The 20,199-nt window shown below is 51.1% G+C and carries 21 protein-coding genes; 6 read left to right on the forward strand and 15 right to left on the reverse strand.

Annotated elements, in window-relative coordinates; all coding sequences use genetic code 11:
* Positions 1 to 34: 34 nt before the first annotated feature.
* The 4 genes from JNC80_RS08550 to rpiA all read right to left on the reverse strand — a co-directional run bounded on the left by JNC80_RS08550 (position 35) and on the right by rpiA (position 4,645).
* Positions 35 to 1,414, reverse strand: coding sequence for a class II 3-deoxy-7-phosphoheptulonate synthase (locus tag JNC80_RS08550; protein ID WP_075655519.1), 1,380 nt, complete (start codon positions 1,412 to 1,414; stop codon positions 35 to 37).
* A 260-nt stretch (positions 1,415 to 1,674) separates the two neighbouring features.
* The gene (gor, locus tag JNC80_RS08555) at positions 1,675 to 3,069 is read right to left on the reverse strand and encodes a glutathione-disulfide reductase (RefSeq protein WP_376710065.1); all 1,395 of its coding nucleotides are present in this window, start codon (positions 3,067 to 3,069) and stop codon (positions 1,675 to 1,677) included.
* A gap of 255 nt (positions 3,070 to 3,324) precedes the next feature.
* Positions 3,325 to 3,852: a DUF2059 domain-containing protein gene (locus tag JNC80_RS08560; protein WP_022710379.1), complete on the reverse strand. Its 528-nt coding sequence runs from the start codon at positions 3,850 to 3,852 to the stop codon at positions 3,325 to 3,327.
* Positions 3,853 to 3,946: 94 nt separating this feature from the next.
* Positions 3,947 to 4,645, reverse strand: a complete 699-nt coding sequence (rpiA, locus tag JNC80_RS08565; RefSeq protein ID WP_022710380.1) for a ribose-5-phosphate isomerase RpiA — start codon at positions 4,643 to 4,645, stop codon at positions 3,947 to 3,949.
* A 273-nt stretch (positions 4,646 to 4,918) separates the two neighbouring features.
* Between rpiA and JNC80_RS08570 the strand changes: the two genes are divergently transcribed.
* On the forward strand, positions 4,919 to 5,635 hold the full coding sequence (locus JNC80_RS08570) for an HAD family hydrolase (protein WP_376710066.1): 717 nt from the start codon (positions 4,919 to 4,921) through the stop codon (positions 5,633 to 5,635).
* Between the two features lie 23 nt (positions 5,636 to 5,658).
* Positions 5,659 to 6,468, forward strand: coding sequence for a class I SAM-dependent methyltransferase (locus tag JNC80_RS08575; RefSeq protein WP_376710067.1), 810 nt, complete (start codon positions 5,659 to 5,661; stop codon positions 6,466 to 6,468).
* A gap of 34 nt (positions 6,469 to 6,502) precedes the next feature.
* On the opposite strand, the gene tgt is transcribed toward JNC80_RS08575, so the two are convergent.
* The 5 genes from tgt to coaD form a co-directional block, all read right to left on the reverse strand.
* Positions 6,503 to 7,636 carry a tRNA guanosine(34) transglycosylase Tgt gene (tgt, locus tag JNC80_RS08580; RefSeq protein WP_075655527.1) on the reverse strand — a complete coding sequence of 378 codons (1,134 nt, stop codon included), beginning with the start codon at positions 7,634 to 7,636 and terminating at the stop codon, positions 6,503 to 6,505.
* A gap of 70 nt (positions 7,637 to 7,706) precedes the next feature.
* On the reverse strand, positions 7,707 to 8,783 hold the full coding sequence (gene queA / locus JNC80_RS08585) for a tRNA preQ1(34) S-adenosylmethionine ribosyltransferase-isomerase QueA (RefSeq protein WP_376710068.1): 1,077 nt from the start codon (positions 8,781 to 8,783) through the stop codon (positions 7,707 to 7,709).
* 142 nt (positions 8,784 to 8,925) lie between these two features.
* The gene (locus JNC80_RS08590) at positions 8,926 to 9,432 is read right to left on the reverse strand and encodes a peptidylprolyl isomerase (RefSeq protein WP_220159508.1); all 507 of its coding nucleotides are present in this window, start codon (positions 9,430 to 9,432) and stop codon (positions 8,926 to 8,928) included.
* A gap of 58 nt (positions 9,433 to 9,490) precedes the next feature.
* Positions 9,491 to 10,090 carry a peptidylprolyl isomerase gene (locus JNC80_RS08595; RefSeq protein WP_376710069.1) on the reverse strand — a complete coding sequence of 200 codons (600 nt, stop codon included), beginning with the start codon at positions 10,088 to 10,090 and terminating at the stop codon, positions 9,491 to 9,493.
* 26 nt (positions 10,091 to 10,116) lie between these two features.
* The gene (gene coaD / locus JNC80_RS08600; RefSeq protein WP_376710137.1) at positions 10,117 to 10,611 is read right to left on the reverse strand and encodes a pantetheine-phosphate adenylyltransferase; all 495 of its coding nucleotides are present in this window, start codon (positions 10,609 to 10,611) and stop codon (positions 10,117 to 10,119) included.
* A 294-nt stretch (positions 10,612 to 10,905) separates the two neighbouring features.
* On the opposite strand from coaD, the gene JNC80_RS08605 reads away from it, so the two are divergent.
* The gene (locus JNC80_RS08605; protein ID WP_175576078.1) at positions 10,906 to 11,082 is read left to right on the forward strand and encodes a hypothetical protein; all 177 of its coding nucleotides are present in this window, start codon (positions 10,906 to 10,908) and stop codon (positions 11,080 to 11,082) included.
* Positions 11,083 to 11,280: 198 nt separating this feature from the next.
* On the opposite strand, the gene gyrA is transcribed toward JNC80_RS08605, so the two are convergent.
* Positions 11,281 to 14,010 carry a DNA gyrase subunit A gene (gyrA, locus tag JNC80_RS08610; protein ID WP_376710138.1) on the reverse strand — a complete coding sequence of 910 codons (2,730 nt, stop codon included), beginning with the start codon at positions 14,008 to 14,010 and terminating at the stop codon, positions 11,281 to 11,283.
* 398 nt (positions 14,011 to 14,408) lie between these two features.
* Here gyrA and JNC80_RS08615 point away from each other — a divergent pair, with 398 nt between their 5' ends.
* Positions 14,409 to 15,041 (forward strand): MarC family protein, encoded by a 633-nt coding sequence (locus JNC80_RS08615; RefSeq protein WP_075655538.1) that lies wholly within the window; start codon positions 14,409 to 14,411, stop codon positions 15,039 to 15,041.
* A gap of 51 nt (positions 15,042 to 15,092) precedes the next feature.
* Here the strand turns inward: JNC80_RS08615 and JNC80_RS08620 are convergent, their stop codons facing one another.
* A complete protein-coding gene (locus JNC80_RS08620; protein ID WP_213597562.1) occupies positions 15,093 to 15,632 on the reverse strand; it encodes a single-stranded DNA-binding protein in 540 nt (179 codons plus the stop codon).
* Positions 15,633 to 15,789: 157 nt separating this feature from the next.
* Positions 15,790 to 16,407, reverse strand: a complete 618-nt coding sequence (rpsD, locus tag JNC80_RS08625; protein ID WP_022711609.1) for a 30S ribosomal protein S4 — start codon at positions 16,405 to 16,407, stop codon at positions 15,790 to 15,792.
* Between the two features lie 884 nt (positions 16,408 to 17,291).
* Here rpsD and JNC80_RS08630 point away from each other — a divergent pair.
* Positions 17,292 to 17,687: a BspC domain-containing protein gene (locus JNC80_RS08630; protein ID WP_376710071.1), complete on the forward strand. Its 396-nt coding sequence runs from the start codon at positions 17,292 to 17,294 to the stop codon at positions 17,685 to 17,687.
* Positions 17,688 to 17,833: 146 nt separating this feature from the next.
* Here the strand turns inward: JNC80_RS08630 and JNC80_RS08635 are convergent, their stop codons facing one another.
* Positions 17,834 to 18,286 carry a winged helix-turn-helix transcriptional regulator gene (locus JNC80_RS08635; RefSeq protein ID WP_376710072.1) on the reverse strand — a complete coding sequence of 151 codons (453 nt, stop codon included), beginning with the start codon at positions 18,284 to 18,286 and terminating at the stop codon, positions 17,834 to 17,836.
* A 190-nt stretch (positions 18,287 to 18,476) separates the two neighbouring features.
* Here JNC80_RS08635 and JNC80_RS08640 point away from each other — a divergent pair, with 190 nt between their 5' ends.
* Positions 18,477 to 19,118 (forward strand): NAD(P)-dependent oxidoreductase, encoded by a 642-nt coding sequence (locus JNC80_RS08640; RefSeq protein WP_376710073.1) that lies wholly within the window; start codon positions 18,477 to 18,479, stop codon positions 19,116 to 19,118.
* A gap of 40 nt (positions 19,119 to 19,158) precedes the next feature.
* On the opposite strand, the gene map is transcribed toward JNC80_RS08640, so the two are convergent.
* Both map and JNC80_RS08650 read right to left on the reverse strand, forming a co-directional pair.
* Complete coding sequence (gene map / locus JNC80_RS08645) at positions 19,159 to 19,956, reverse strand: type I methionyl aminopeptidase (RefSeq protein ID WP_376710074.1); 798 nt, start codon at positions 19,954 to 19,956, stop codon at positions 19,159 to 19,161.
* Positions 19,953 to 20,165 (reverse strand): ParD-like family protein, encoded by a 213-nt coding sequence (locus JNC80_RS08650; protein ID WP_113942878.1) that lies wholly within the window; start codon positions 20,163 to 20,165, stop codon positions 19,953 to 19,955. Before JNC80_RS08650 ends, map begins: the two co-directional genes overlap by 4 nt.
* Positions 20,166 to 20,199: the final 34 nt, after the last annotated feature.

The raw sequence follows: 20,199 nt of genomic DNA on the forward strand, positions 1-20,199 counted from the left end.
CAAGCCCCGCCCGTATAGTTTTATCTATTTAAAATCAGGCATTTGCCGCGATTTTCTGAGGTTGTGAATCACGGTCTTTCTTCAGAAGTTCCGCCACGAGGAATGCCAGCTCCAGAGCCTGATCCGCATTGAGGCGCGGGTCACAATGGGTGTGGTAACGGTCGGACAGGTCTTCTGCAGAAATGGCGCGTGCACCACCGGTGCATTCGGTCACATTCTTACCGGTCATCTCAATATGAATACCACCGGCATGAGTGCCTTCGGCCTGATGCACTGCAAAGAAGCTCTGAACTTCTTTCAGAATACGGTCAAACGGACGGGTCTTATAACCCGCAGCAGTAATCGTATTGCCATGCATCGGATCGCAGGACCAGACAACTTTACGGCCCTCCTTCTCAACTGCACGGATCAGACGCGGCAGATGATCTTCCACTTTGTCATAGCCGAAACGGGCAATCAGGGTCAGACGACCGGCTTCATTTTCCGGATTCAAACGGTCGATGAGACGCAGCAGATCATCAGCTTCCAGTGAAGGACCACATTTCATACCGATCGGGTTCTTGATACCACGGCAATATTCAATATGCGCATGGTCAAGCTGGCGGGTACGGTCGCCGATCCACATCATGTGGCCGGATGTGCCATACCAGTCACCCGAGGTCGAATCCACACGGGTCAGCGCTTCTTCATAGCCAAGCAGCAGAGCTTCGTGGCTGGTGTAGAAATCGGTTTCACGCAGCGCATGATTGCTGTCTGCGGTAATACCGATAGAGCGCATGAAATTGATGGTCTCGGAAATGCGGTTGGCAACGGCAACATAGCGCTCGTTCTGCGGGCTGTCCGAAACAAAGCCGAGCGTCCATTTATGCACGTTTTCCAGATTGGCATAGCCACCCTGTGCGAAAGCACGCAACAGGTTGAGCGTTGCCGCAGACTGGCGGTAAACCATTTCCTGACGGTTCGGATCCGGAATACGCGATGCTTCATTGAACTCGATACCGTTGATGACATCACCACGGTAAGAAGGCAGTTCCACACCATTCACGGTTTCCATGTCGCTTGAGCGCGGCTTGGCAAACTGACCGGCAATACGGCCAATTTTAACAACAGGCTGTGATCCGCCGAAAGTCAGCACAACAGCCATCTGCAAAAACACGCGGAAAAAGTCGCGGATATTGTCCGCGCCATGTTCCGCAAAGCTTTCTGCACAATCGCCACCCTGTAAAAGGAAGGCGCGACCTTCAGCCACTTCGGCCAGTTGCCTGGTAAGCTTGCGCGCTTCCCCTGCAAAAACCAAAGGCGGATATGTACGCAGACGAGCCTCGACATCGGCCAAAGCCTGCGCGTCCGGATAAGAAGGCACTTGCTTAATCGGCATGCCTCTCCAGGATTGCGGTGTCCAGTTCTTCGTCATTATAGCACCTGTAATATATTCTGATTTTATTTAGAGTTATCCCCTGCTGCACCGCACCATTGCAGTAACAGCCTTGCGTATATAGTCCACCGGAAGACAATGTACCAGCCGCAATTAAGCCGACAGGCTCCAGCCTTGTCATTTTTGCCAAGATTTAAGTCACATCTTGTAATTTTATGACGAAATCCATCAAAACTCACAAAAAAACCGGCGATTACCACCGCCGGTCTGTCACTCTGTCTCATGAGCGATACAAATAATCAGCCCTGACGCTGCCCTTTGACCAGCCTGTAGCTTGGTGTGTACATGGTCACGAACTCTTCCGCAGCGGAAGGATGCAGCGCCATTGTGCGGTCAAAATCATCTTTTGACGCTGCCGCTTTCAAAGCAATACCAAGCAGCTGCGCCATTTCACCGGCATCCAGCCCGAGCACATGGGCACCCAGCACTTTACGCGTATCCCCATCAACAACCAGCTTGGTCAGCATTTTCTCATAGCGTCCGGCCAGCGTATTGCGCATCGGGCGGAAATGCGCGCGATAGATTTCAACATTGGCATATTGCTTCGCCGCCTCTTCCTCCGACATGCCAACAGTGCCGATTTCCGGCTGCGAAAAGACAGCGGTCGGGATCAGCTCATGGTCAGGGCGCATCGGATTGCCCTTAAATGCCGTTTCAAGGAAGCACATAGCCTCATGAATGGCGACAGGCGTCAGCTGAACACGATTGGTCACATCACCGACAGCCCAGATATTCTCCACATTGGTATGGGAATATTCGTCAACAATGATCGAACCGTCTTCCGCTTGTTTCACACCGGCATTTTCAAGGCCAAGTCCTTTTGTATTCGGTACGCGGCCGATTGCCTGCAACACCTGATCGGCAGCCAGCACTTCACCATTGCTCAGTGTAACACTCAGACGGTGCTCACCTTCGGCTTCTGCAACTGAGGTAATATTGGCTTCCGTGACAATACGGATGCCTTTTTCAATCATCGCCTCAGTAACCAGCCGGAACAGATCGCCGTCAAAACGGTGCAAAATCTGTTTGCCGCGATAGACCAGCGTGGTCTCAACACCCAGACCGTTGAAAATACCGGCAAATTCAACAGCAATATAACCGCCGCCCTGAATAGTAATCGACTTGGGCAGCTTAGCCAGATCAAAAACCTGATCGGAATTGATGCAAAGCTCGTGCCCAGGCATGGCATCATCCATAAACGGATGACCACCGGTCGCGATCAGAATGGTTTCCGCAGTAACAGTTTTGCCGCTACCGACCAGTTCAATCGTATGGGCATCTTTCAGCACGGCACGATAAGGCAGAATCTCCGTCTTCGCATTATTCAGCCCCTTGGTATAAAGGCCTTCAAGACGGGTAATTTCAGCTTCTTTATTGGCAACCAGCTTTGACCAGTCAAAACTGGTTTCGCCGACAGTCCAGCCATAACCTGCAGCATCACTGAAATGTTCCGGAAACTGGGATGCATAGACATAAAGCTTTTTCGGTACGCAGCCGCGGATCACACAAGTGCCGCCCATGCGAAACTCTTCTGCCAGCCCGACGCGTTTTCCCATAGCTCCGGCAAGACGCCCTGCCCGAACACCGCCGGAACCGCCGCCGATCACAAACAGGTCATAGTCATAACTGGTCATTTTAGTCTCCGAATTTTTTACGCGTTATCCGAATATGTTACCGGCACAATGGCTTAACAAGAGGAACCGTTACAGAACCTTACAACAGTCAAATTTGAGATTGAATCGTTGAAACCGATGTAACTCATTGTTTTTACGTATTATCCCACACAGTTTTGCTGGAAATGCCGTAAAGTCACAAGCTCAACGTGCCAAATAATATGCAATAAAAAAGCCCGGCACTCGGACCGGGCTTTTTCTGTCATTGAGACTGAATTATTCAGCAGCAGCCGGAGCTGCACTGCCGGCAGCTTTCGCCAGCACTTCACCAACCTGCATGGCCAGATCACGGGCAACGCCGTTCTGCCAGACTTCAGCAGCCTTCAGCACTTCACGGGTTACAATCGGGCCTTCAGAAATCAGCTTCTTACCGGCTTCGGATGTATAGAAGCCGCTGATTGCCTTCAGTTCATCTTCACTGAAAGAATTTGCATAGGCACGGGCAGCTTCGGTTTCCAGATCGGAGCGGCGGGCAGCCAGTGCCAGAGCCTTATCATCAACTGTTTTGGTAATGATTGCTTCGAGATTCGGGTCTTTCTGGATCAGCTCAGATTTCAGAGCCTGTGCTGCACGTGGCAGAATGCCGTCAAACTGTTCGGTAGCGCCGATTGCAGCAATTGCAGCACGCGCGGCTGCCAGATGAGACTGCGAAGCCTCCTGAGCCTGCGCGAGATTGACACCAGCCAGTACTGTAAGCGCCGCCAGCGGCGCAATAAGACGGCGATAGCCAGTTGCCTTGGTCATATGGTCAATACTCCGTTTTTTATTCACTTTACACCGTTCTGTACGGCGTGAAATCTGTTTGTTCCGGCAATAGCCGACAGATATGTATTTAAAATTACGACAATGTACGGATGCCTGATGTGCCTGCAATAATCGCAGCACGCGCAAGCCCGATAAACAAACCATGCTCTACAACACCCGGAATGGCGAAGAGTGCGTCTGATAATGCTTTTGTATCCGGAATACGGCCAAAAGATGCATCAAGAATATAATGTCCGCCGTCCGTTACGAAAATTTCGCCGTCTTTCATGCGAAGATTCAACGGCGCTTCCAATCCGAGACCGGCAATAGCCTTTTCAATTGCCAGCTTTGTTGCGGCCAGACCAAAACGGTTCACTTCAACCGGCAGCGGGAAGCGGCCGAGTGTGTCCACCACTTTTGATTCGTCAGCAATAACGATCATAGCATCAGATGCGGCAGCGACAATTTTCTCGCGCAATAAAGCACCGCCGCCGCCCTTAATCAGCGACAGATCGCCATCCACTTCATCTGCACCGTCGATAGTGAGATCAAGATGCGGGGTTTCTTCCAGTGTAGTCAGCGGAACGCCCAGTTCAGCGCACAAAGCAGCGGTGCGCTCAGAAGTCGGCACGCCGATAATTTCGAAGCCTTCAGCCACCTTAACGGCCAGCAAACGCACAAACTCTTCAGCTGTGGAGCCGGTACCGATACCGAGCTTCATACCGCTTTTCACATGGGTTAAAGCCTCAGCGGCGGCGGCAATTTTCAACTGACGCGGATCAACTGAACTCATAAATCTGCTTCCCGTATTTCCATTTGCAGCTTTGGCTGCGAAACGCTTTATGCCTTAACAGGCCACGCGCGGTAGTCGCGCAAAACACCGTTAATGCTGCTTATTTCCGCACTGCTGTAGCACGAGCATCACGCGCGGCAAATATATTATTGTTCCCATTTCATCTATTTAGCGAAAAAGACTATCAATAAGCCGCATTTCAGGTAGGTTTTGCCAATGCCGCACACTTTCCGTGCCGTGTTCTGTAAAATAGCGATAAGCCAAAGGGCAGATATGTCTCATTCCTCCGCAACCACCACAGCGCAACCCGTTATCGTCTTTGATCTCGACGGCACACTGGTAGATACAGCTCCGGATTTGCTCGACAGCCTCAATCACTGCCTGATTGCCGGTGGTCTGACACCTGCCGATCCGGTCTCTCTGCGTAAATTTGTCGGATCCGGCGCGAAAGTGATGATTGAGCGTGCTTATCAGGCACAGAACCGTCAGCTGACGGATGAGGATATGAAGCAGCTGTTTGCCCTGTTTATGGAGCATTATAACGGCAATATGCCGGGCAAGTCAGCCTTTTATCCGGGGGTACTGAACAGTCTCGACCGGCTGAGTGCCGCAGGTTATGTCCTTGCTGTCTGCACCAACAAGTTTGAAATCAGTGCCAAGGCATTGCTGGAGCGCATGGGTGAAGCGCATCGCTTTGCCGCGATCTGCGGACAGGATACCTTCCCGTACCGCAAGCCTGATCCGCGCCATCTGACGGATACAATTGCGCAAGCCAAAGGCGACCGTTATCAGGCGGTTATGGTTGGCGACAGCCGCGCCGACATTGACGCGGCCAAAGCTGCCGGTATTCCGGTGATTGCCGTTGATTTCGGCTATACCGATCTACATGTCTCGCATTTTGAACCAAGTCGCATCATCTCGCATTTCGACGAAATGACACTGGATATGATCAGCGACTTGCTGGAGACAGCAAAACAAGCAGCTGAATAATTTTATACGACCTGTGGAGCACTATGACCGGTAAGCAGAATATTCAAGCTACTCAATCCTTTGGCAAAACCATTGATTTTGGCAAAACTGCCTCTGATTACCGGAATTTTCGTGCCGGTTTTCCGCCGAAGTTTTTCGATGCTTTAAGCGCGAAAAACTATATCAGCCCTGAACAAACAGCGCTTGATATTGGCACGGGAACCGGCACCGTCGCCCGCGGCCTTGCACAAAAAGGACTGATTGTTACCGGTGTTGATCCGGCGCAGGCTTTGCTTGATGAAGCTGCAGAACTGGACAGAGACACAGGAGTTAACATCCATTACCGGACAGGCTCAGCCGAGAGCCTTACCGAAGCGAATGATAGTTTTGATCTTTTGACAGCCGGACAATGCTGGCACTGGTTTAATCGTCCGAAAGCGGCTCAAGAAGCAAAACGGGTTCTGAAACCTCATGGCCGTATCATTATCGCTCATTTCGACTGGTTGCCCTTTGCAGGGAATGTTGTTGAAGCAACAGAACAGCTTATTCTGAAATACAATCCGAAATGGACAATGGGCGGTGGCAGCGGAATTTATCCGCAATGGTTACAGGACTTGGCAGAAGCTGGTTTCTCTACGATTGAAACCTTCTCTTTTGATCTGCCGGTTTATTACAGCCATGAAGCATGGCGCGGACGTATTCGTGCAAGCGCGGGTGTAAAAGCCAGCCTGTCAGCTGAAGAAACGGTTCGTTTTGACAGTGAACTCTCTCAAGCTTTACTGAAAGGCTTTCCTGAAGACCCTCTGGCAATTCCCCATCGGGTCTGGGCTGTCACAGCACTCAACACAAAATAAAAAAGCGGGATTTCTCCCGCTTTTTTATTGCCTGTTACAGAGGCGAAATATCGCCTTTGGCCCATTCTGCTGTTGTCTCTTCAAAGAAGTCATTGAAGCGGCCTGCCTCAATCGCATCGCGGATACCCTGCATCAGATATTGGTAATAATGCAGATTATTCCATGTCAGCAGCATACCGCCCAGTGCTTCATTGGATTTCACCAGATGATGCAAATAGGCACGGCTATATTGGCTCGATGCCGGACAGGCTGACATTTCATCCAGCGGGCGATGATCTTCCGCATGACGCGCATTGCGCAGGTTCACCTTACCGCGACGGGTAAAGGCCAGACCATGACGACCTGCACGAGTCGGCATAACGCAGTCGAACATATCAATGCCGCGCGCAACCGATTTCAGCATATCATCCGGTGTACCAACGCCCATCAGATAGCGTGGTTTTTCGTGCGGCAAGATCGGACAGGTCACATCCAGCATATCCAGCATTACCTGTTGCGGCTCACCAACAGCCAGACCACCAACGGCATAGCCTTTGAGATCCATATCCTTCAGCGCCTGTGCGGATTGCTCGCGCAGCTGCACATTATCGCCGCCCTGCACAATACCGAACATCGCCTTGCCCGGCTGATCGCCGAAGGCCACTTTACAACGTTCTGCCCAGCGCAATGAGAGTTCCATTGCCTTCTGCATCACATTGAAGGATGCAGGCAGTGCGGTACATTCGTCGAGCTGCATCTGAATATCGCTATCGAGCAGCCCCTGAATTTCAATAGAACGCTCCGGCGACATTTCATAAGCGCGGCCGTCAATATGCGAGCGGAAAGTTACGCCCTGCTCTGTCAGCTTGCGCAGCTGCGCCAGCGACATCACCTGAAAACCGCCGGAATCGGTCAGGATTGGTCCCTGCCAGCCGCCAAACTCATGCAAGCCACCAAGACGTGCCACGCGCTCGGCACCCGGACGCAGCATCAGGTGATAGGTATTGCCGAGAATGATATCAGCACCAAGGTCTTTGACCTGATCCATATACATGGCTTTGACGGTGCCTGCGGTGCCAACCGGCATAAAGGCCGGTGTGCGGATAGTGCCGCGCGGCATAGTAATTTCACCGCGCCGTGCTTTGCCGTCTGTTGCCAGCACTTTAAATTCAAAATTTTCACTAGTCATATCAAAATCTCTTAGTATTATTTTTCGCAGTTTCGGACGGAAAACCGGCTTCCACTTTTCCTGAAACTGCTCAGGCGTCGCGACGCGTCAGAAGGCTGGCATCGCCATAGGAATAAAACCGGTATTCATTGCTAATGGCATGGGCATAGGCCGCCTGCATTGTCTCGAAACCGCTGAAAGCCGAGACCAGCATGAACAATGTCGAGCGCGGCAGATGGAAATTGGTCATCAGCATATCAATCGCACGGAACTTATAGCCGGGTGTGATGAAGATATCGGTCGCGCCTGACCAAGGACGGATAATGCCATCCTCACCGGTTGCGCTCTCAATCAGGCGCAAAGATGTGGTGCCGACAGAGATAATCCGCCCGCCCCGCTCATGCACGCGATTGAGTGCTGTTGCGGTTTCTTCAGAGACATAGCCGATTTCCGCATGCATCTTGTGATCGGCAGTATCATCCGCCTTAACCGGCAGGAAGGTGCCTGCACCTACATGCAGCGTTACAAAATGCTCTTTCACGCCCTTGGCGCGGATACGCTCCAGCAGTTCCGGAGTGAAATGCAGACCGGCAGTCGGTGCTGCCACAGCCCCTTCTTCACGGGCATAGACAGTCTGATAATCCTGTCTGTCCTGCGCATCTTCCGCCCGTTTGGACGCAATATAAGGCGGCAGCGGAATATGACCAACGGAAGCAATCGCTTCATCCAGCATCGCACCGGAGACATCAAACACCAGCAGCACTTCACCGCTGTCGTGCTTTTCTGCAACCAGAGCATCCAGCGTGCCTAGAAAACAGCTGGAACCCGAATGGCCGAAACGAATGCGCTCGCCTTCCTTCACGCGCTTTGCAGGGCGCAAAAATGCTTTCCAGCGATCAGCACCGGTGCGCATATGCAGGGTCGCACTCACGGTTGCGACTGTACCGTCACGCTCACGCGTGCCCTCAAGCTGCGCCGGAATAACTTTGGTATCATTGAAAACCAGCGCATCACCTTCGCGCAGCAAATCCGGCAGATCGCCGACATGCAGATCCTGCAAAGGCTGATCCGGAATGACGCGCAACAGTTTTGCATGATCGCGCGGGGTAACCGGACGCAGCGCAATGCGCTCTTCCGGCAGGTCAAAATCAAACAGATCGACGCGCATCACTGGCCTCAATTTCGGGGAGTTCAAATTTTTCTAAAATTCGCATTGCCCTGCCATACAGAACAGCGGGCAAAAAATAAAGGGCGCGTTACGGCTTGAACCATAACGCGCCCCTCAAATCAGCAAGCTGACAGATCAGAAATTACAGATCAGCAGCGATTTTTGCAGTAGTGATTGAATCCGGATCAGTTACCGGCTCACCGCGCTTGATCTTGTCAACATTGTCCATGCCTTCAATAACCTGACCCCATACGGAGTACTGGCGATCCAGCCAAGGTGCATCAGCAAAACAGATATAGAACTGGGAGTTAGCCGAGTTCGGGTTCTGGCTGCGTGCCATCGAGCAGGTACCGCGTACGTGCTTGGTATTGGTGAATTCTGCCTTCAGGTCAGGCTTGTCCGAACCGCCCATACCGGCGCGGGATGGGTTGAAGCTGGAACCGCCCTGTTTACCGAACTTCACGTCGCCGGTCTGCGCCATGAAACCATCGATCACGCGGTGAAATACAACGCCGTCATAAGCGCCTTCACGTGCCAGTTCTTTAATACGGGCAACATGACCTGGTGCCAGATCTGGATAGAGTTCGATTGCAACTGTACCTTTAGTGGTTTCCAGTACCAGTGTATTTTCCGGATCTTTATAAGCCATGGGGCTTCTCCTGTAGATTTTTCAGGCTGCAACTCAGACAGCCGCGTTTAAAGTAGAATTACTTACGATCGGCCAGAACAATGGCTTTAACGATACGGTCAGGATTATCAACCGCGCCATTGGCAGATTTGCTGCCTTTTTTGATTTTATCGACGGTTTCCATGCCGCTGACGACTTCGCCGACAACAGTATACTGGCCGTTCAGGAACGAGCCTTCATCAAACATGATGAAAAACTGCGAATTGGCAGAATCCGGCGATGAGCTGCGTGCCATGCCGACGGTGCCGCGCATAAATGGCTGCTTGGAGAATTCTGCCGGAATATTACCATAGGACGAACCGCCGGTGCCTGCACGACCCCGATTATAGTCCTTATCCGCATTACCGAACTCTACGTCACCGGTCTGCGCCATAAAGCCGTCAATCACGCGGTGGAACACAACGCCGTTATAAGCACCATCGCGCACCAGTTTCTTGATCTGCTCAGCATGTTTCGGAGCCAGATCAGGGCGCAGTTCAATAACGACATCACCGTCTTTCAGAGTCAGAACCACTGTATTTTCAGGGTCTGCGGCCTGCGCATTGACCGGCTGCAAAGCGGCAGTTGCTGAAAATGCGAGAAGGGCTGTGACAGCCAGTAATTTACGCAAAAAGGACATGATTTTTCCTGTGTGAAGCTAAATTCTTATTTTTTAAGCTTATGCTTTAGGGCTTTTTCGATAACAGGCGGCACGAAGTGGCTGACATCGCCCCCCATTGCCGCAATCTGGCGCACCAGTGTGGCAGTAATAAAACGCACATCGGGGGAAGCGGGCAAAAACACAGTCTGCACATCCGGTGCCATACCTGTATTCATACCGGCCATCTGCATTTCATAATCAAAATCAGTGGCATCGCGTAAACCGCGCACCATCAGCGTTGCGTTGAAACTTCTGGCAGTGTCCACCACCAGACCGCTGAAACTGGTATAATCAATACGGCTATTATCTTTGCCGAAAGCCTGCTCTCCGGCCTCGCGCAGCAGCTCAACCCGCTCTTCAAAGCTGAACATCGGGGTTTTGCCCGGATGGACGCCGATAGCGACAATCACCTTGTCAGCCAGCGCGAGAGCCCCGCGCAGAACATCAAGATGACCATTGGTGACCGGATCAAATGATCCTGCATAGAGAGCTGTTTTCATACCCAATGAATTAATCATTATACTGACCAATTTCAATGTCTAAAGCGAAGTACATAACGGGTTCAGCAAAGAGGGGAGCAAGAACCTCTCTAAGCCTCAGTCTTACATCAAAAGCATAGGTTTACGCGCTCCCAAAGTGAACCTAGCATGAATAGACCGGTCAGAAATAATTCAAGTGAAAACGCCTATATTACCGGCAACACAGTAACCGCACAGATCTCACATGCCACAAAATGAAAGATTTTATGCAACCTTTGTGTCGCTTGCGCGTAATATAAGCGAAAGGATAAAATGATGATGCTATTTATTCTCGCAATCTCAATGATCGTCGCGATGATGTTTGCAGCCATTATCCTGATGATCGAAGAAAGTGCCTCCAGGCGTCTGAGCAATCAGAAATCCGTCTTCGACCTGCGCTCTGTACGGCGTGTCGCCCGCGGCACCAGATCAAAGCGCATTACACACGCATAAGTGAAGTGATAATATCTTGGTTTCGCCTAAATCAGGCCTAAATAGATACAAAATACCTCTTTAATCAGAGGGCAGTTGCAGCCGGAACCTCCAGTCCAGGCTTTTATTTCAAGGCGGTGTGAGAAGACACCGCCTTTTTCTTTATGTGAGCACAATAAAAAACGCCCCGTCAAAATGACGGGGCGTTTTTTTCAGAACTTATTCTGCAGCAGGTTCATCACCACCCGTTTGGGGCGTTTCCTGAACCGGTGTCTGTTCACCGGCGGTTTCCGAGGTTTCATCCTCTTCATCATCGGTTTCAGAAATACGTTCAACCGACACAACCTTTTCACCATCAGCAGTGTTAAAGATGGTTACGCCCTTGGTGGAGCGACCGGCAATGCGGATGCCGCCAACCGGCACGCGGATCAGCTGACCGCCATCCGACACCAGCAGGATCTGGTCACTTGCTTCCACAGGGAACAGCGCAACCAGCGCACCGATTTCATCGGTTTTCGATGTATCAGTTGCGCGGATACCTTTACCGCCACGGCCGGAAATACGGAATTCATAGGACGAAGAACGCTTGCCGTAACCGAACTCGCTGACTGTCAGAACAGTCTGCTCATGGGCTTTCAGCTCTTCATAACGCTCATCATTGAGTTCCGCATCTTCGGTCACGTCTTCACCGACGACTGCGATATCTTCCACATCATCCGAGCCGAGGCTGCGGCGCTCAGCAACAGCGCGCTTCAGATAGGCTGTACGCTCGGCCGGTGTCGCTTCCACATGCTCAAGAATAGCCATAGAGATAACTTTATCGCCATCGGCCAGATTGATACCGCGTACACCAATCGAATTACGACCGGCAAAGACGCGCACATCATCCACACGGAAACGGATACACTGGCCGCCGGCAGCGGTGAGCAGCACGTCGTCATTAACCGTACAAGTATCGACCGAGAGGATTTCATCGCCCTCTTCTTCCAGCTTCATCGCAATCTTACCATTGCGGTTGACCTGAACGAAATCGGATAGCTTGTTACGGCGCACAGTACCGCGCGTTGTAGCGAACATCACGTCGAGTTCTGCCCAGCTTGCCTCATCCTCAGGCAACGGCATAATCGTGGTGATACGCTCACCCTGCTGCAAAGGCAGCATATTAATCAATGCCTTACCGCGGGATTGCGGAGTACCGATCGGCAGACGCCAGACTTTTTCTTTATAGACGATACCGCGCGAGGAGAAGAACAGTACCGGCGTATGGGTATTGGCCACAAACAGACGGGTAACAAAATCCTCGTCCTTTGTCGCCATACCTGAGCGGCCTTTACCACCACGACGCTGCGCACGATAAGTATTCAACGGTACACGCTTGATGTAACCGGCATGGCTGACAGTAACGACCATATCTTCACGGGCGATGAGATCTTCATCATCCATTTCAGCGCCGCCAAGGGTCAGTTCAGTACGGCGTGGCGTGGCGAATTCATCACGAACCGCCGCCATTTCATCCTTAACAATGCCGAGAATGCGCTCACGCGATGCCAGAATAGACAGGTAGTCTTTGATTTCTTCGCCGATCTTGTTCAGTTCATCAGCGATTTCATCACGGCCGAGAGCTGTCAGGCGCTGCAGGCGCAGTTCAAGAATAGCGCGTGCCTGTTCTTCCGACAGGTTATAGGTGCTGTCATCATTCAGGACATGACGCGGATCGTCGATCAGACGGATCAGCGGTGCGATATCGGCTGCAGGCCAGCGGCGTGTCATCAACTGCTCACGCGCGGTTGCAGGATCCGGTGCACGGCGGATCAGCGCAATAATTTCGTCGATATTGGCAACGGCAATCGCCAGACCAACCAAGACATGCGCACGTTCGCGGGCTTTATTCAGCAAGAATTTGGTGCGGCGGCTGACAACTTCCTCACGGAAATGCACAAACGCATTCAGCACTTCCATCAAGGTCAGAAGTTGCGGCTTACCACCATTCAGCGCCACCATATTGCAGCCGAAAGAGGTCTGCAGCGGGGTGTAGCGGTAAAGTTGGTTCAGCACCACATCAGCATTGGCATCGCGCTTCAGCTCAACAACCACACGATAACCGTCACGGTCGGATTCGTCGCGCAGATCGGAAATGCCTTCAATACGCTTGTCGCGTACCAATTCAGCCATTTTCTCAATCATGCTCGCTTTGTTGACCTGATACGGAATTTCCGTAATCACGATGGATTCACGGTCATTGCGCATCGGCTCGATGGTCACACGGCCACGCATCAGCACAGAACCGCGACCGGTGCTGTAAGCCGAATAAATGCCGGAACGGCCGAGGATCAAACCACCGGTCGGGAAATCAGGCCCCGGAATGATCTCGATCATTTCTTCCAGAGACATTTCAGGATTATCGATCAGGGCAATACAGCCATTGATCACTTCACCCAAGTTGTGCGGCGGAATATTGGTGGCCATACCAACGGCGATACCGCCGGAACCATTGACCAACAGGTTCGGATAGCGCGCCGGAAGCACTTTAGGCTCCTGCTCACGACCATCATAATTGTCCTGAAAATCAACAGTGTCCTTGTCGATATCTTCGAGCAGAACCGAGGAAACTTTTTCCAGACGGCACTCAGTATAACGCATCGCAGCGGCACTGTCGCCGTCGATGGAACCGAAGTTACCCTGCCCGTCAACCAGCGGTTCGCGCATGGAGAAGTCCTGCGCCATACGCACCAGCGCATCATAGATAGAGGCATCACCATGCGGATGGTATTTACCCATCACTTCACCGACGACACCGGCAGATTTACGGTAGGAGCGGTTCCAGGCGAGCCCCATCTCATTCATGGCATGGAGAATACGCCGGTGGACCGGCTTCAACCCGTCACGAACATCAGGAAGCGCGCGGCTGACGATAACGCTCATAGCGTAATCGAGGTAGGACCGCTGCATCTCCTCCACAATAGAAATCGGTTCAATACCGTTAAATTCGTCTGAACCGGGCGGCGGAGTAAGGTCTGTCACTATTCAAATATCTTTCATAAAGAATCGATTAGTTTTGATAGATTGTACTCTATCCCATAACTTCAAAATCACGAAATTTCGACTGCCTTGCGGCGGCCTTCATACACACCAAATATAGCCGATTTTGTGCTTTTTTGGCATATTTATCACCCTGTCACGCATAAATCAGAGAATATTCTTGTTTCCCGTTCGAGACGGGCGCAAATGCATCAGAATACTTCATCAATCGGCCTTTCAGAACCGACACAAGAACCATCTTGCGCTTATACGGCAAAGACAGGCATAATTCTTACAATCATTCATAAAGAACAAGAACAGGAACACGGATGAGCTTTTATGACAGTCTCTTCAGCGCCTTTGTCACACTGCTCGTAACCATTGATCCGCCGGGGCTTGCACCGTTATTTCTCGCCGTCACCACCGGCATGGATCGCCGTGAACGGGCACAGGTTGCCAAGCGTGCCAGCATCATCGCCTTTATCATCCTCGCGCTCTTTGCCGTTGCCGGCGCGCAAATTCTTATGCTGTTCGGCATTACACTTGGCGCATTCCGCGTTGCCGGTGGTCTTTTGCTGTTCTGGATCGCATTTGAAATGATCTTTGAACGCCGTCAGGAACGCCATGAGAAAAGCGCGACGGTCGCCATCACCAAAGATCATATCCGCAATGTTGCCGCCTTCCCGCTGGCCATTCCGCTGATTGCCGGCCCGGGCGCTATTTCCGCCACAGTCCTTCTCGGTGGTACATTTCCGACCATTGGCAGCAGACTTGCTTTGCTCGGCATTCTGCTTGCCTGTATCGTGCTTTCTTACATCGTATTTCTGCTTGCAGAGCGCGTGGATCGCTTCCTAGGGGAAACAGGCCGCTCCATCCTCACCCGCCTGCTCGGCGTTATCCTTGCCGCTCTGGCAGTGCAATTTGTGGCGGATGGTATCAGGTCATTGATTGTAGGAAGCTAAACAAAAAAAGCCCGCGTCAAACGCGGGCTTTTCTTTTTGAGAGAATAAATCTCAGAATGGAATATCATCATCCAAATCATGGCTGAAACCGCCGGACTGCTGCTGCGGGCTGGAACGGCCGAAATCATTACCGCCGCCGCTGCTGCCATAGTCACCGCCGCGCGATGAACCGCCGCCACCGGCAAAGCGATCACCGCCGCTGCCTTCAAAACGGCCGCCGCCACCGCCGCCGCCTTCGCCACGGCTGTCGAGCATCTGCAACTCACCGCGGAATTTCTGCAACACGATTTCAGTTGTGTAGCGTTCATTGCCATTCTGGTCTGTCCATTTGCGGGTCTGCAACTGACCTTCAATGTAAACCTTGGCGCCTTTTTTCAGATACTGTTCTGCAACTTTGGCCAGATTTTCGTTGAAGATTACAACGCTATGCCATTCGGTCTTGTCCTTACGCTCACCGGACTGGCGGTCGCGCCAGCTTTCCGATGTTGCGATACGCAGGTTTGCAACCGGCTCACCGGAGTTCAGACGGCGGATTTCAGGATCCGCTCCAAGATTACCGACGAGAATAACTTTATTGACTGAGCCTGCCATAGACCTGCACTCCAAATTTTTTTCTTACAGTTTGCGTGACAATACATAAGGCAGCTCCCCGAAGAAAGGGAAAGATAGCTTATCCAAAACAAAAAAGCCGCCGCGGAAATCCGCAGCGGCTCTGATTTCACAGCGGATAATTCCGCCATACTCACGATTAACGGGAGTAATATTCAACAACCAGATTTGGTTCCATCTGAACGGCGTATGGAACGTCGGACAGGCCTGGAACGCGGCTGTATGTTGCAGTCAGCTTGCCGTGGTCAGCAACGATGTAGTCAGGAACATCGCGTTCTGCGAGCTGAACAGCTTCCAGAACGATAACCAGCTGCTTGGACTTTTCGCGAACTTCAACAACGTCACCAGCCTTCAGGCGGTAGGACTGAATGTTAACGCGACGACCGTTTACGTTTACGTGACCGTGGTTGATGAACTGACGGGCAGCAAAAATGGTCGGTACGAATTTGGCGCGGTATACAACTGCGTCCAGACGGCTTTCCAGCAGACCGATCAGGTTTTCACCGGTATCGCCTTTACGACGAGCAGCTTCTTCGTAAGTTTTACGGAACTGCTTTTCGGAGATATCGCCGTAGAAGCCTTTCAGCTTCTGCTTTGCGCGCAGCTGAATACCGAAGTCGGACAGCTTGCCCTTACGGCGCTGACCGTGCTGACCCGGGCCGTATTCACGACGGTTTACAGGGGATTTAGGACGGCCCCAGATGTTTTCGCCAAGACGACGATCAATTTTATATTTGGAAGATTCGCGCTTACTCATCGCATTTCCCTTTAAAAGTTATACCGGCGCGGCAGCTTGTCTGCCTCGCTCGAAGGAAACGCGCCCTCCTCTGCCTTCTTGTTGTGAAGACTGACAGAATATTGCGACAGCGAATGTGGCAATTATTCACGGGACACGTCAACAGATACGGGGAATCTGTAAAGACACCCTGAAATCCTGAGCGGCTTTTAAGGAGTGAAGGCCTGTCTTGTCAAGGCCTGCGGCGCAGACAGCGGCTTGTTTCCGTATCTTGATCCGAAACCAGCCACTTATGTTTCAAAACACATGCCGGTTTCTTGCGTTGCAACATTGCCATTCCTTGAAACTTGTCTCAACTTAAATATCCAGCATTCCTAGAACAGAGATCGGCATGATAAAATTTATAATACGCATATATCCTGATGTAATCGCTGTTCTGTGCGGCCTTCTCATTATCCCATGGATACTCGGCGTTCCCGGGCGGCCGACACCGGCTCAATTATCAGGCTGGAACATCGGTTTTTTTGCAATATGCGCCTATCTGCTACTCTATCAAACTATAAAATCCGTGAGAAATTTTGAGTTTTATAAAAAGAAGATTTCAATTCACCGGCCTGTTTCAAATATTCTCATTGCTGCGGCCTTATTCATTCCTCCGCTGATGGTGGCTTCATTTCTTTTGCTTGTTTATTCTTAACAACCTCACATCATAGGAAATGTTTTTGAAGTGAGGAACAGAGAATTCTCGATACATATTACTGTAAAACGATATAGAAGGCAGCTTTTAACCCTCATTTGCACTAAAATAGATCATAGTTTTCAGCGATATTTTAAGAACCAATATTAATCAGATCATCACGATCAACAGGTATATTACATTCAATCAATAACCGGCAGGATTTGCTATGTTAACTCTTCCTTTTAAAGCCTCTGTTGTAATAATTTCTCTTATCGGTTCATCCTCCCTTGTTCAGGCGGAAGCTGCGCCAAAACAGAGCTCTGACTTTAAAGCCAATTACAATCTGGCCATCAATGACAGCAAGGCAAAGCCGGAAACTGCTTTATGCTCTGCAACAGTGCATGATCTGACCAAAAACAAGAAATATAAATATGACCGGTTCGGCTTTACGCAAGCCGATTATGATGCTGCGCAACTGAACCGCAACAACGGCAATGTAACCGTCAGGCTCAACGGCGAAGCCCGTCAGCGCAACGGCAGTGCTGCATGGGATGTAGTTACAGTCGATTGCAGTGTCAGCAAAAACAAAGTCCGCTCTGTATCCGTTACCGTGAAAAAATAACACGATAAGACAGGAAGGTGCATTGTCAGAGCGACCTGCATTCAAACCGGATCACGGCGCTCGCTCTATCTCTTTGTTTTTACGCGTATCTTATCCAAAAACCGTTTCCCATTTCTCAGGATACGCTCTGACAATGCGCCTTTGATTTATTGTTGCGCATCGAAACGCGCCCGCTCCTCACGCATTGTGTGGCGGTTATCGACCGCCCATTGTCCCAGATTGTCAATCGGCTTTGCCAGCGACAGTCCCAATGCAGTCAGCGAATATTCCACTTCCGGCGGTGAAGTCGGACGTACAGTGCGCAACACCAAACCGTCACGCTCCAATGAGCGCAAAGTCACTGTGAGCATACGCTGCGAAATACCCTCGATCAGACGGCGCAGCGCATTGAAGCGGATCGTGCCCTGCTGAAGATTGAGAATAACCAGCAGGCTCCATGTATCCCCCACCCGATCCAGCACTTCGCGGATCGGACATGTACCGTTTTCATCCGCTGTAAATCCTGCGGTATCAGCCAGAATCGGCGGGATATTTTTTTTGTCATCATGCTGTGGCTCTGCTGAATTTTTCTTCAGCGCGGCATTCATCTGAGAGGTCATTACCTTCTCCTTCATTGCACGCGACCGTAAAATTGAACGGTAAAGCGCGCATTTGCAGGTGGTTACTTTGAAGTGACTTGCTGACTTTAAAGTGCATTCTTCACAGTCATTTCAAATCATATTACATAGTTACTTATCGTAACCTGATTAAAAATAATTCTTATCAATCTTATAATATGAGGTAAGTCCTATGTCAAAAATCGCAATCATCGGTGCCAGCGGCTATGTCGGTACAGCCTTGCTTAATGAAGCAGTGAAACGCGGCCATCAGGCGAGCGCCCTTGTACGCCATCCGGAAAAAATCACTGCCAATGCCAATGTCACGGCCGTGAAAGTCGATGTTCTGGACACAGACGGACTGGCTGCACTGTTGAAAGGCCATGATCTGGTGATCTCCGCCTATAATCCGGGCTGGCAGGAAGCCGACATCCGCAATATTCACATCAAAGGCAGTAAATCTATCACTGAAGCTGTGAAGAAAGCCGGCATCAAACGCCTGATCGCCGTTGGCGGCGCAGGCAGCCTTGAAATCAACGGCGCTCAGCTGGTGGACTCCCCTGAATTTCCGGCGGAATATAAAGAAGGCGCGCTGGGTGCCCGTCAGGCACTCAATGATCTGAAAACCGAGAATGAACTGGACTGGTCTTTTGTCTCACCGGCAATTCTGCTGGTGCCGGGTGAAGCCACCGGCACATTCCGTCTTGGCACAGATTCTCCGGTTTTTGACGATAAGGGCGAAAGCAAAATCACCGTCGGCGATCTGGCTGTCGCCATTCTCGATGAAGCAGAACAGGGCAAACATATCCGCCAACGCTTCACAGCAGCATACTAAAACATCAAATGAAAAAGCCCGCTAAAAGCGGGCTTTTATATCAAGAAGGAATCAAGCCGAGACGCTTAGCCTGCGGTGAGTTCTTTTCATCTGCACGCAAGGTCAGCACCGAAACGCCTGTTGCCGTCACCGCAACCGTATGCTCGAACTGAGCCGAGAGTAACCCGTCCTTTGTGGTGACAGTCCATTCATCGGCTTCAGTTTTTACATTGCGCCGCCCCTGATTGAGCATTGGCTCAATGGTGAAAACCATGCCTTGTTGCAGAAACAGGCCGGTTCCGGGTTTACCGAAATTAAGAATTTGCGGCTCCTCATGCATTTCACGGCCGATACCGTGACCACAATAATCATGCACAACCGAATAGCCGTTGCGCTTGGCATGATGTTCAATCGCCCAGCCGATATCGCCGATCCGCACACCCGGTCGCACAGCCGCAATCCCCATCCACATTGCTTCATAAGCGGCGCGCACCAATCGCTTGGCAGCAGCATTCACCTCGCCGACACAATAGGTTTTGCTGGAATCCGCGATATAGCCGTTCTTTTCCAGTGTAATGTCAAAATTGACAATATCACCGTGTTTCAGCACATCCGTTTGTGACGGCACACCGTGACAAACCACATGATTGACTGAAGAGTTCAGCACAAAACCATAGCCATACTGGCCTTTACTGGCCGGTCGGGATTGTAAATCCTCAATGATAAAGCGCTCGACTTTGTCGTTGATCTCAAGCGTTGAGACACCTTCAAGCGGCGTTTTATCCAGCATATCAAAGACAGAAGCCAGCAAACGCCCTGCCTCAGCCATCAGCGCCAGTTCCTGTGGTTGCTTAATCATGCTTCACTCACACTCAGTGAAGACACAGCAACACCGGCAGCATTCAGCTCACGGCGCATAATTTCTGAAAAACTGAGCGTCGGATTGGTTTCGCACAACATGCCGATCTTAATCCAGAAGGCAGCCTGCGCATTAATAGAGCGGCAGGTCACCTTGCTCGCAAGACGCAGCTGCTCATGCAGCTCGTCTTCAATATTTACAATCCCCATAAGGCCTCACATATGTTTCATATACATAATATAT

The sequence above is a fragment of the Pseudochrobactrum lubricantis genome, from assembly GCF_041929865.1.
Taxonomy (GTDB): domain Bacteria; phylum Pseudomonadota; class Alphaproteobacteria; order Rhizobiales; family Rhizobiaceae; genus Pseudochrobactrum; species Pseudochrobactrum saccharolyticum.

Bases quoted from the DNA above. Each gene is read 5' to 3' on its own strand.
- JNC80_RS08635 (WP_376710072.1), bottom strand. From the start codon at position 18,286: ATGACCTCTCAGATGAATGCCGCGCTGAAGAAAAATTCAGCAGAGCCA.
- JNC80_RS08605 (WP_175576078.1), top strand. From the start codon at position 10,906: ATGATGCTATTTATTCTCGCAATCTCAATGATCGTCGCGATGATGTTT.
- JNC80_RS08615 (WP_075655538.1), top strand. From the start codon at position 14,409: ATGAGCTTTTATGACAGTCTCTTCAGCGCCTTTGTCACACTGCTCGTA.
- JNC80_RS08570 (WP_376710066.1), top strand. From the start codon at position 4,919: ATGTCTCATTCCTCCGCAACCACCACAGCGCAACCCGTTATCGTCTTT.
- rpsD (WP_022711609.1), bottom strand. From the start codon at position 16,407: ATGAGTAAGCGCGAATCTTCCAAATATAAAATTGATCGTCGTCTTGGC.
- coaD (WP_376710137.1), bottom strand. From the start codon at position 10,611: ATGAAAACAGCTCTCTATGCAGGATCATTTGATCCGGTCACCAATGGT.
- map (WP_376710074.1), bottom strand. From the start codon at position 19,956: ATGATTAAGCAACCACAGGAACTGGCGCTGATGGCTGAGGCAGGGCGT.
- JNC80_RS08590 (WP_220159508.1), bottom strand. From the start codon at position 9,432: ATGGCTTATAAAGATCCGGAAAATACACTGGTACTGGAAACCACTAAA.
- JNC80_RS08550 (WP_075655519.1), bottom strand. From the start codon at position 1,414: ATGACGAAGAACTGGACACCGCAATCCTGGAGAGGCATGCCGATTAAG.
- tgt (WP_075655527.1), bottom strand. From the start codon at position 7,636: ATGACTAGTGAAAATTTTGAATTTAAAGTGCTGGCAACAGACGGCAAA.
- JNC80_RS08650 (WP_113942878.1), bottom strand. From the start codon at position 20,165: ATGGGGATTGTAAATATTGAAGACGAGCTGCATGAGCAGCTGCGTCTT.
- JNC80_RS08595 (WP_376710069.1), bottom strand. From the start codon at position 10,090: ATGTCCTTTTTGCGTAAATTACTGGCTGTCACAGCCCTTCTCGCATTT.
- queA (WP_376710068.1), bottom strand. From the start codon at position 8,783: ATGCGCGTCGATCTGTTTGATTTTGACCTGCCGGAAGAGCGCATTGCG.
- gor (WP_376710065.1), bottom strand. From the start codon at position 3,069: ATGACCAGTTATGACTATGACCTGTTTGTGATCGGCGGCGGTTCCGGC.
- JNC80_RS08630 (WP_376710071.1), top strand. From the start codon at position 17,292: ATGTTAACTCTTCCTTTTAAAGCCTCTGTTGTAATAATTTCTCTTATC.
- JNC80_RS08575 (WP_376710067.1), top strand. From the start codon at position 5,659: ATGACCGGTAAGCAGAATATTCAAGCTACTCAATCCTTTGGCAAAACC.
- rpiA (WP_022710380.1), bottom strand. From the start codon at position 4,645: ATGAGTTCAGTTGATCCGCGTCAGTTGAAAATTGCCGCCGCCGCTGAG.
- JNC80_RS08620 (WP_213597562.1), bottom strand. From the start codon at position 15,632: ATGGCAGGCTCAGTCAATAAAGTTATTCTCGTCGGTAATCTTGGAGCG.
- JNC80_RS08560 (WP_022710379.1), bottom strand. From the start codon at position 3,852: ATGACCAAGGCAACTGGCTATCGCCGTCTTATTGCGCCGCTGGCGGCG.
- JNC80_RS08640 (WP_376710073.1), top strand. From the start codon at position 18,477: ATGTCAAAAATCGCAATCATCGGTGCCAGCGGCTATGTCGGTACAGCC.
- gyrA (WP_376710138.1), bottom strand. From the start codon at position 14,010: ATGCAGCGGTCCTACCTCGATTACGCTATGAGCGTTATCGTCAGCCGC.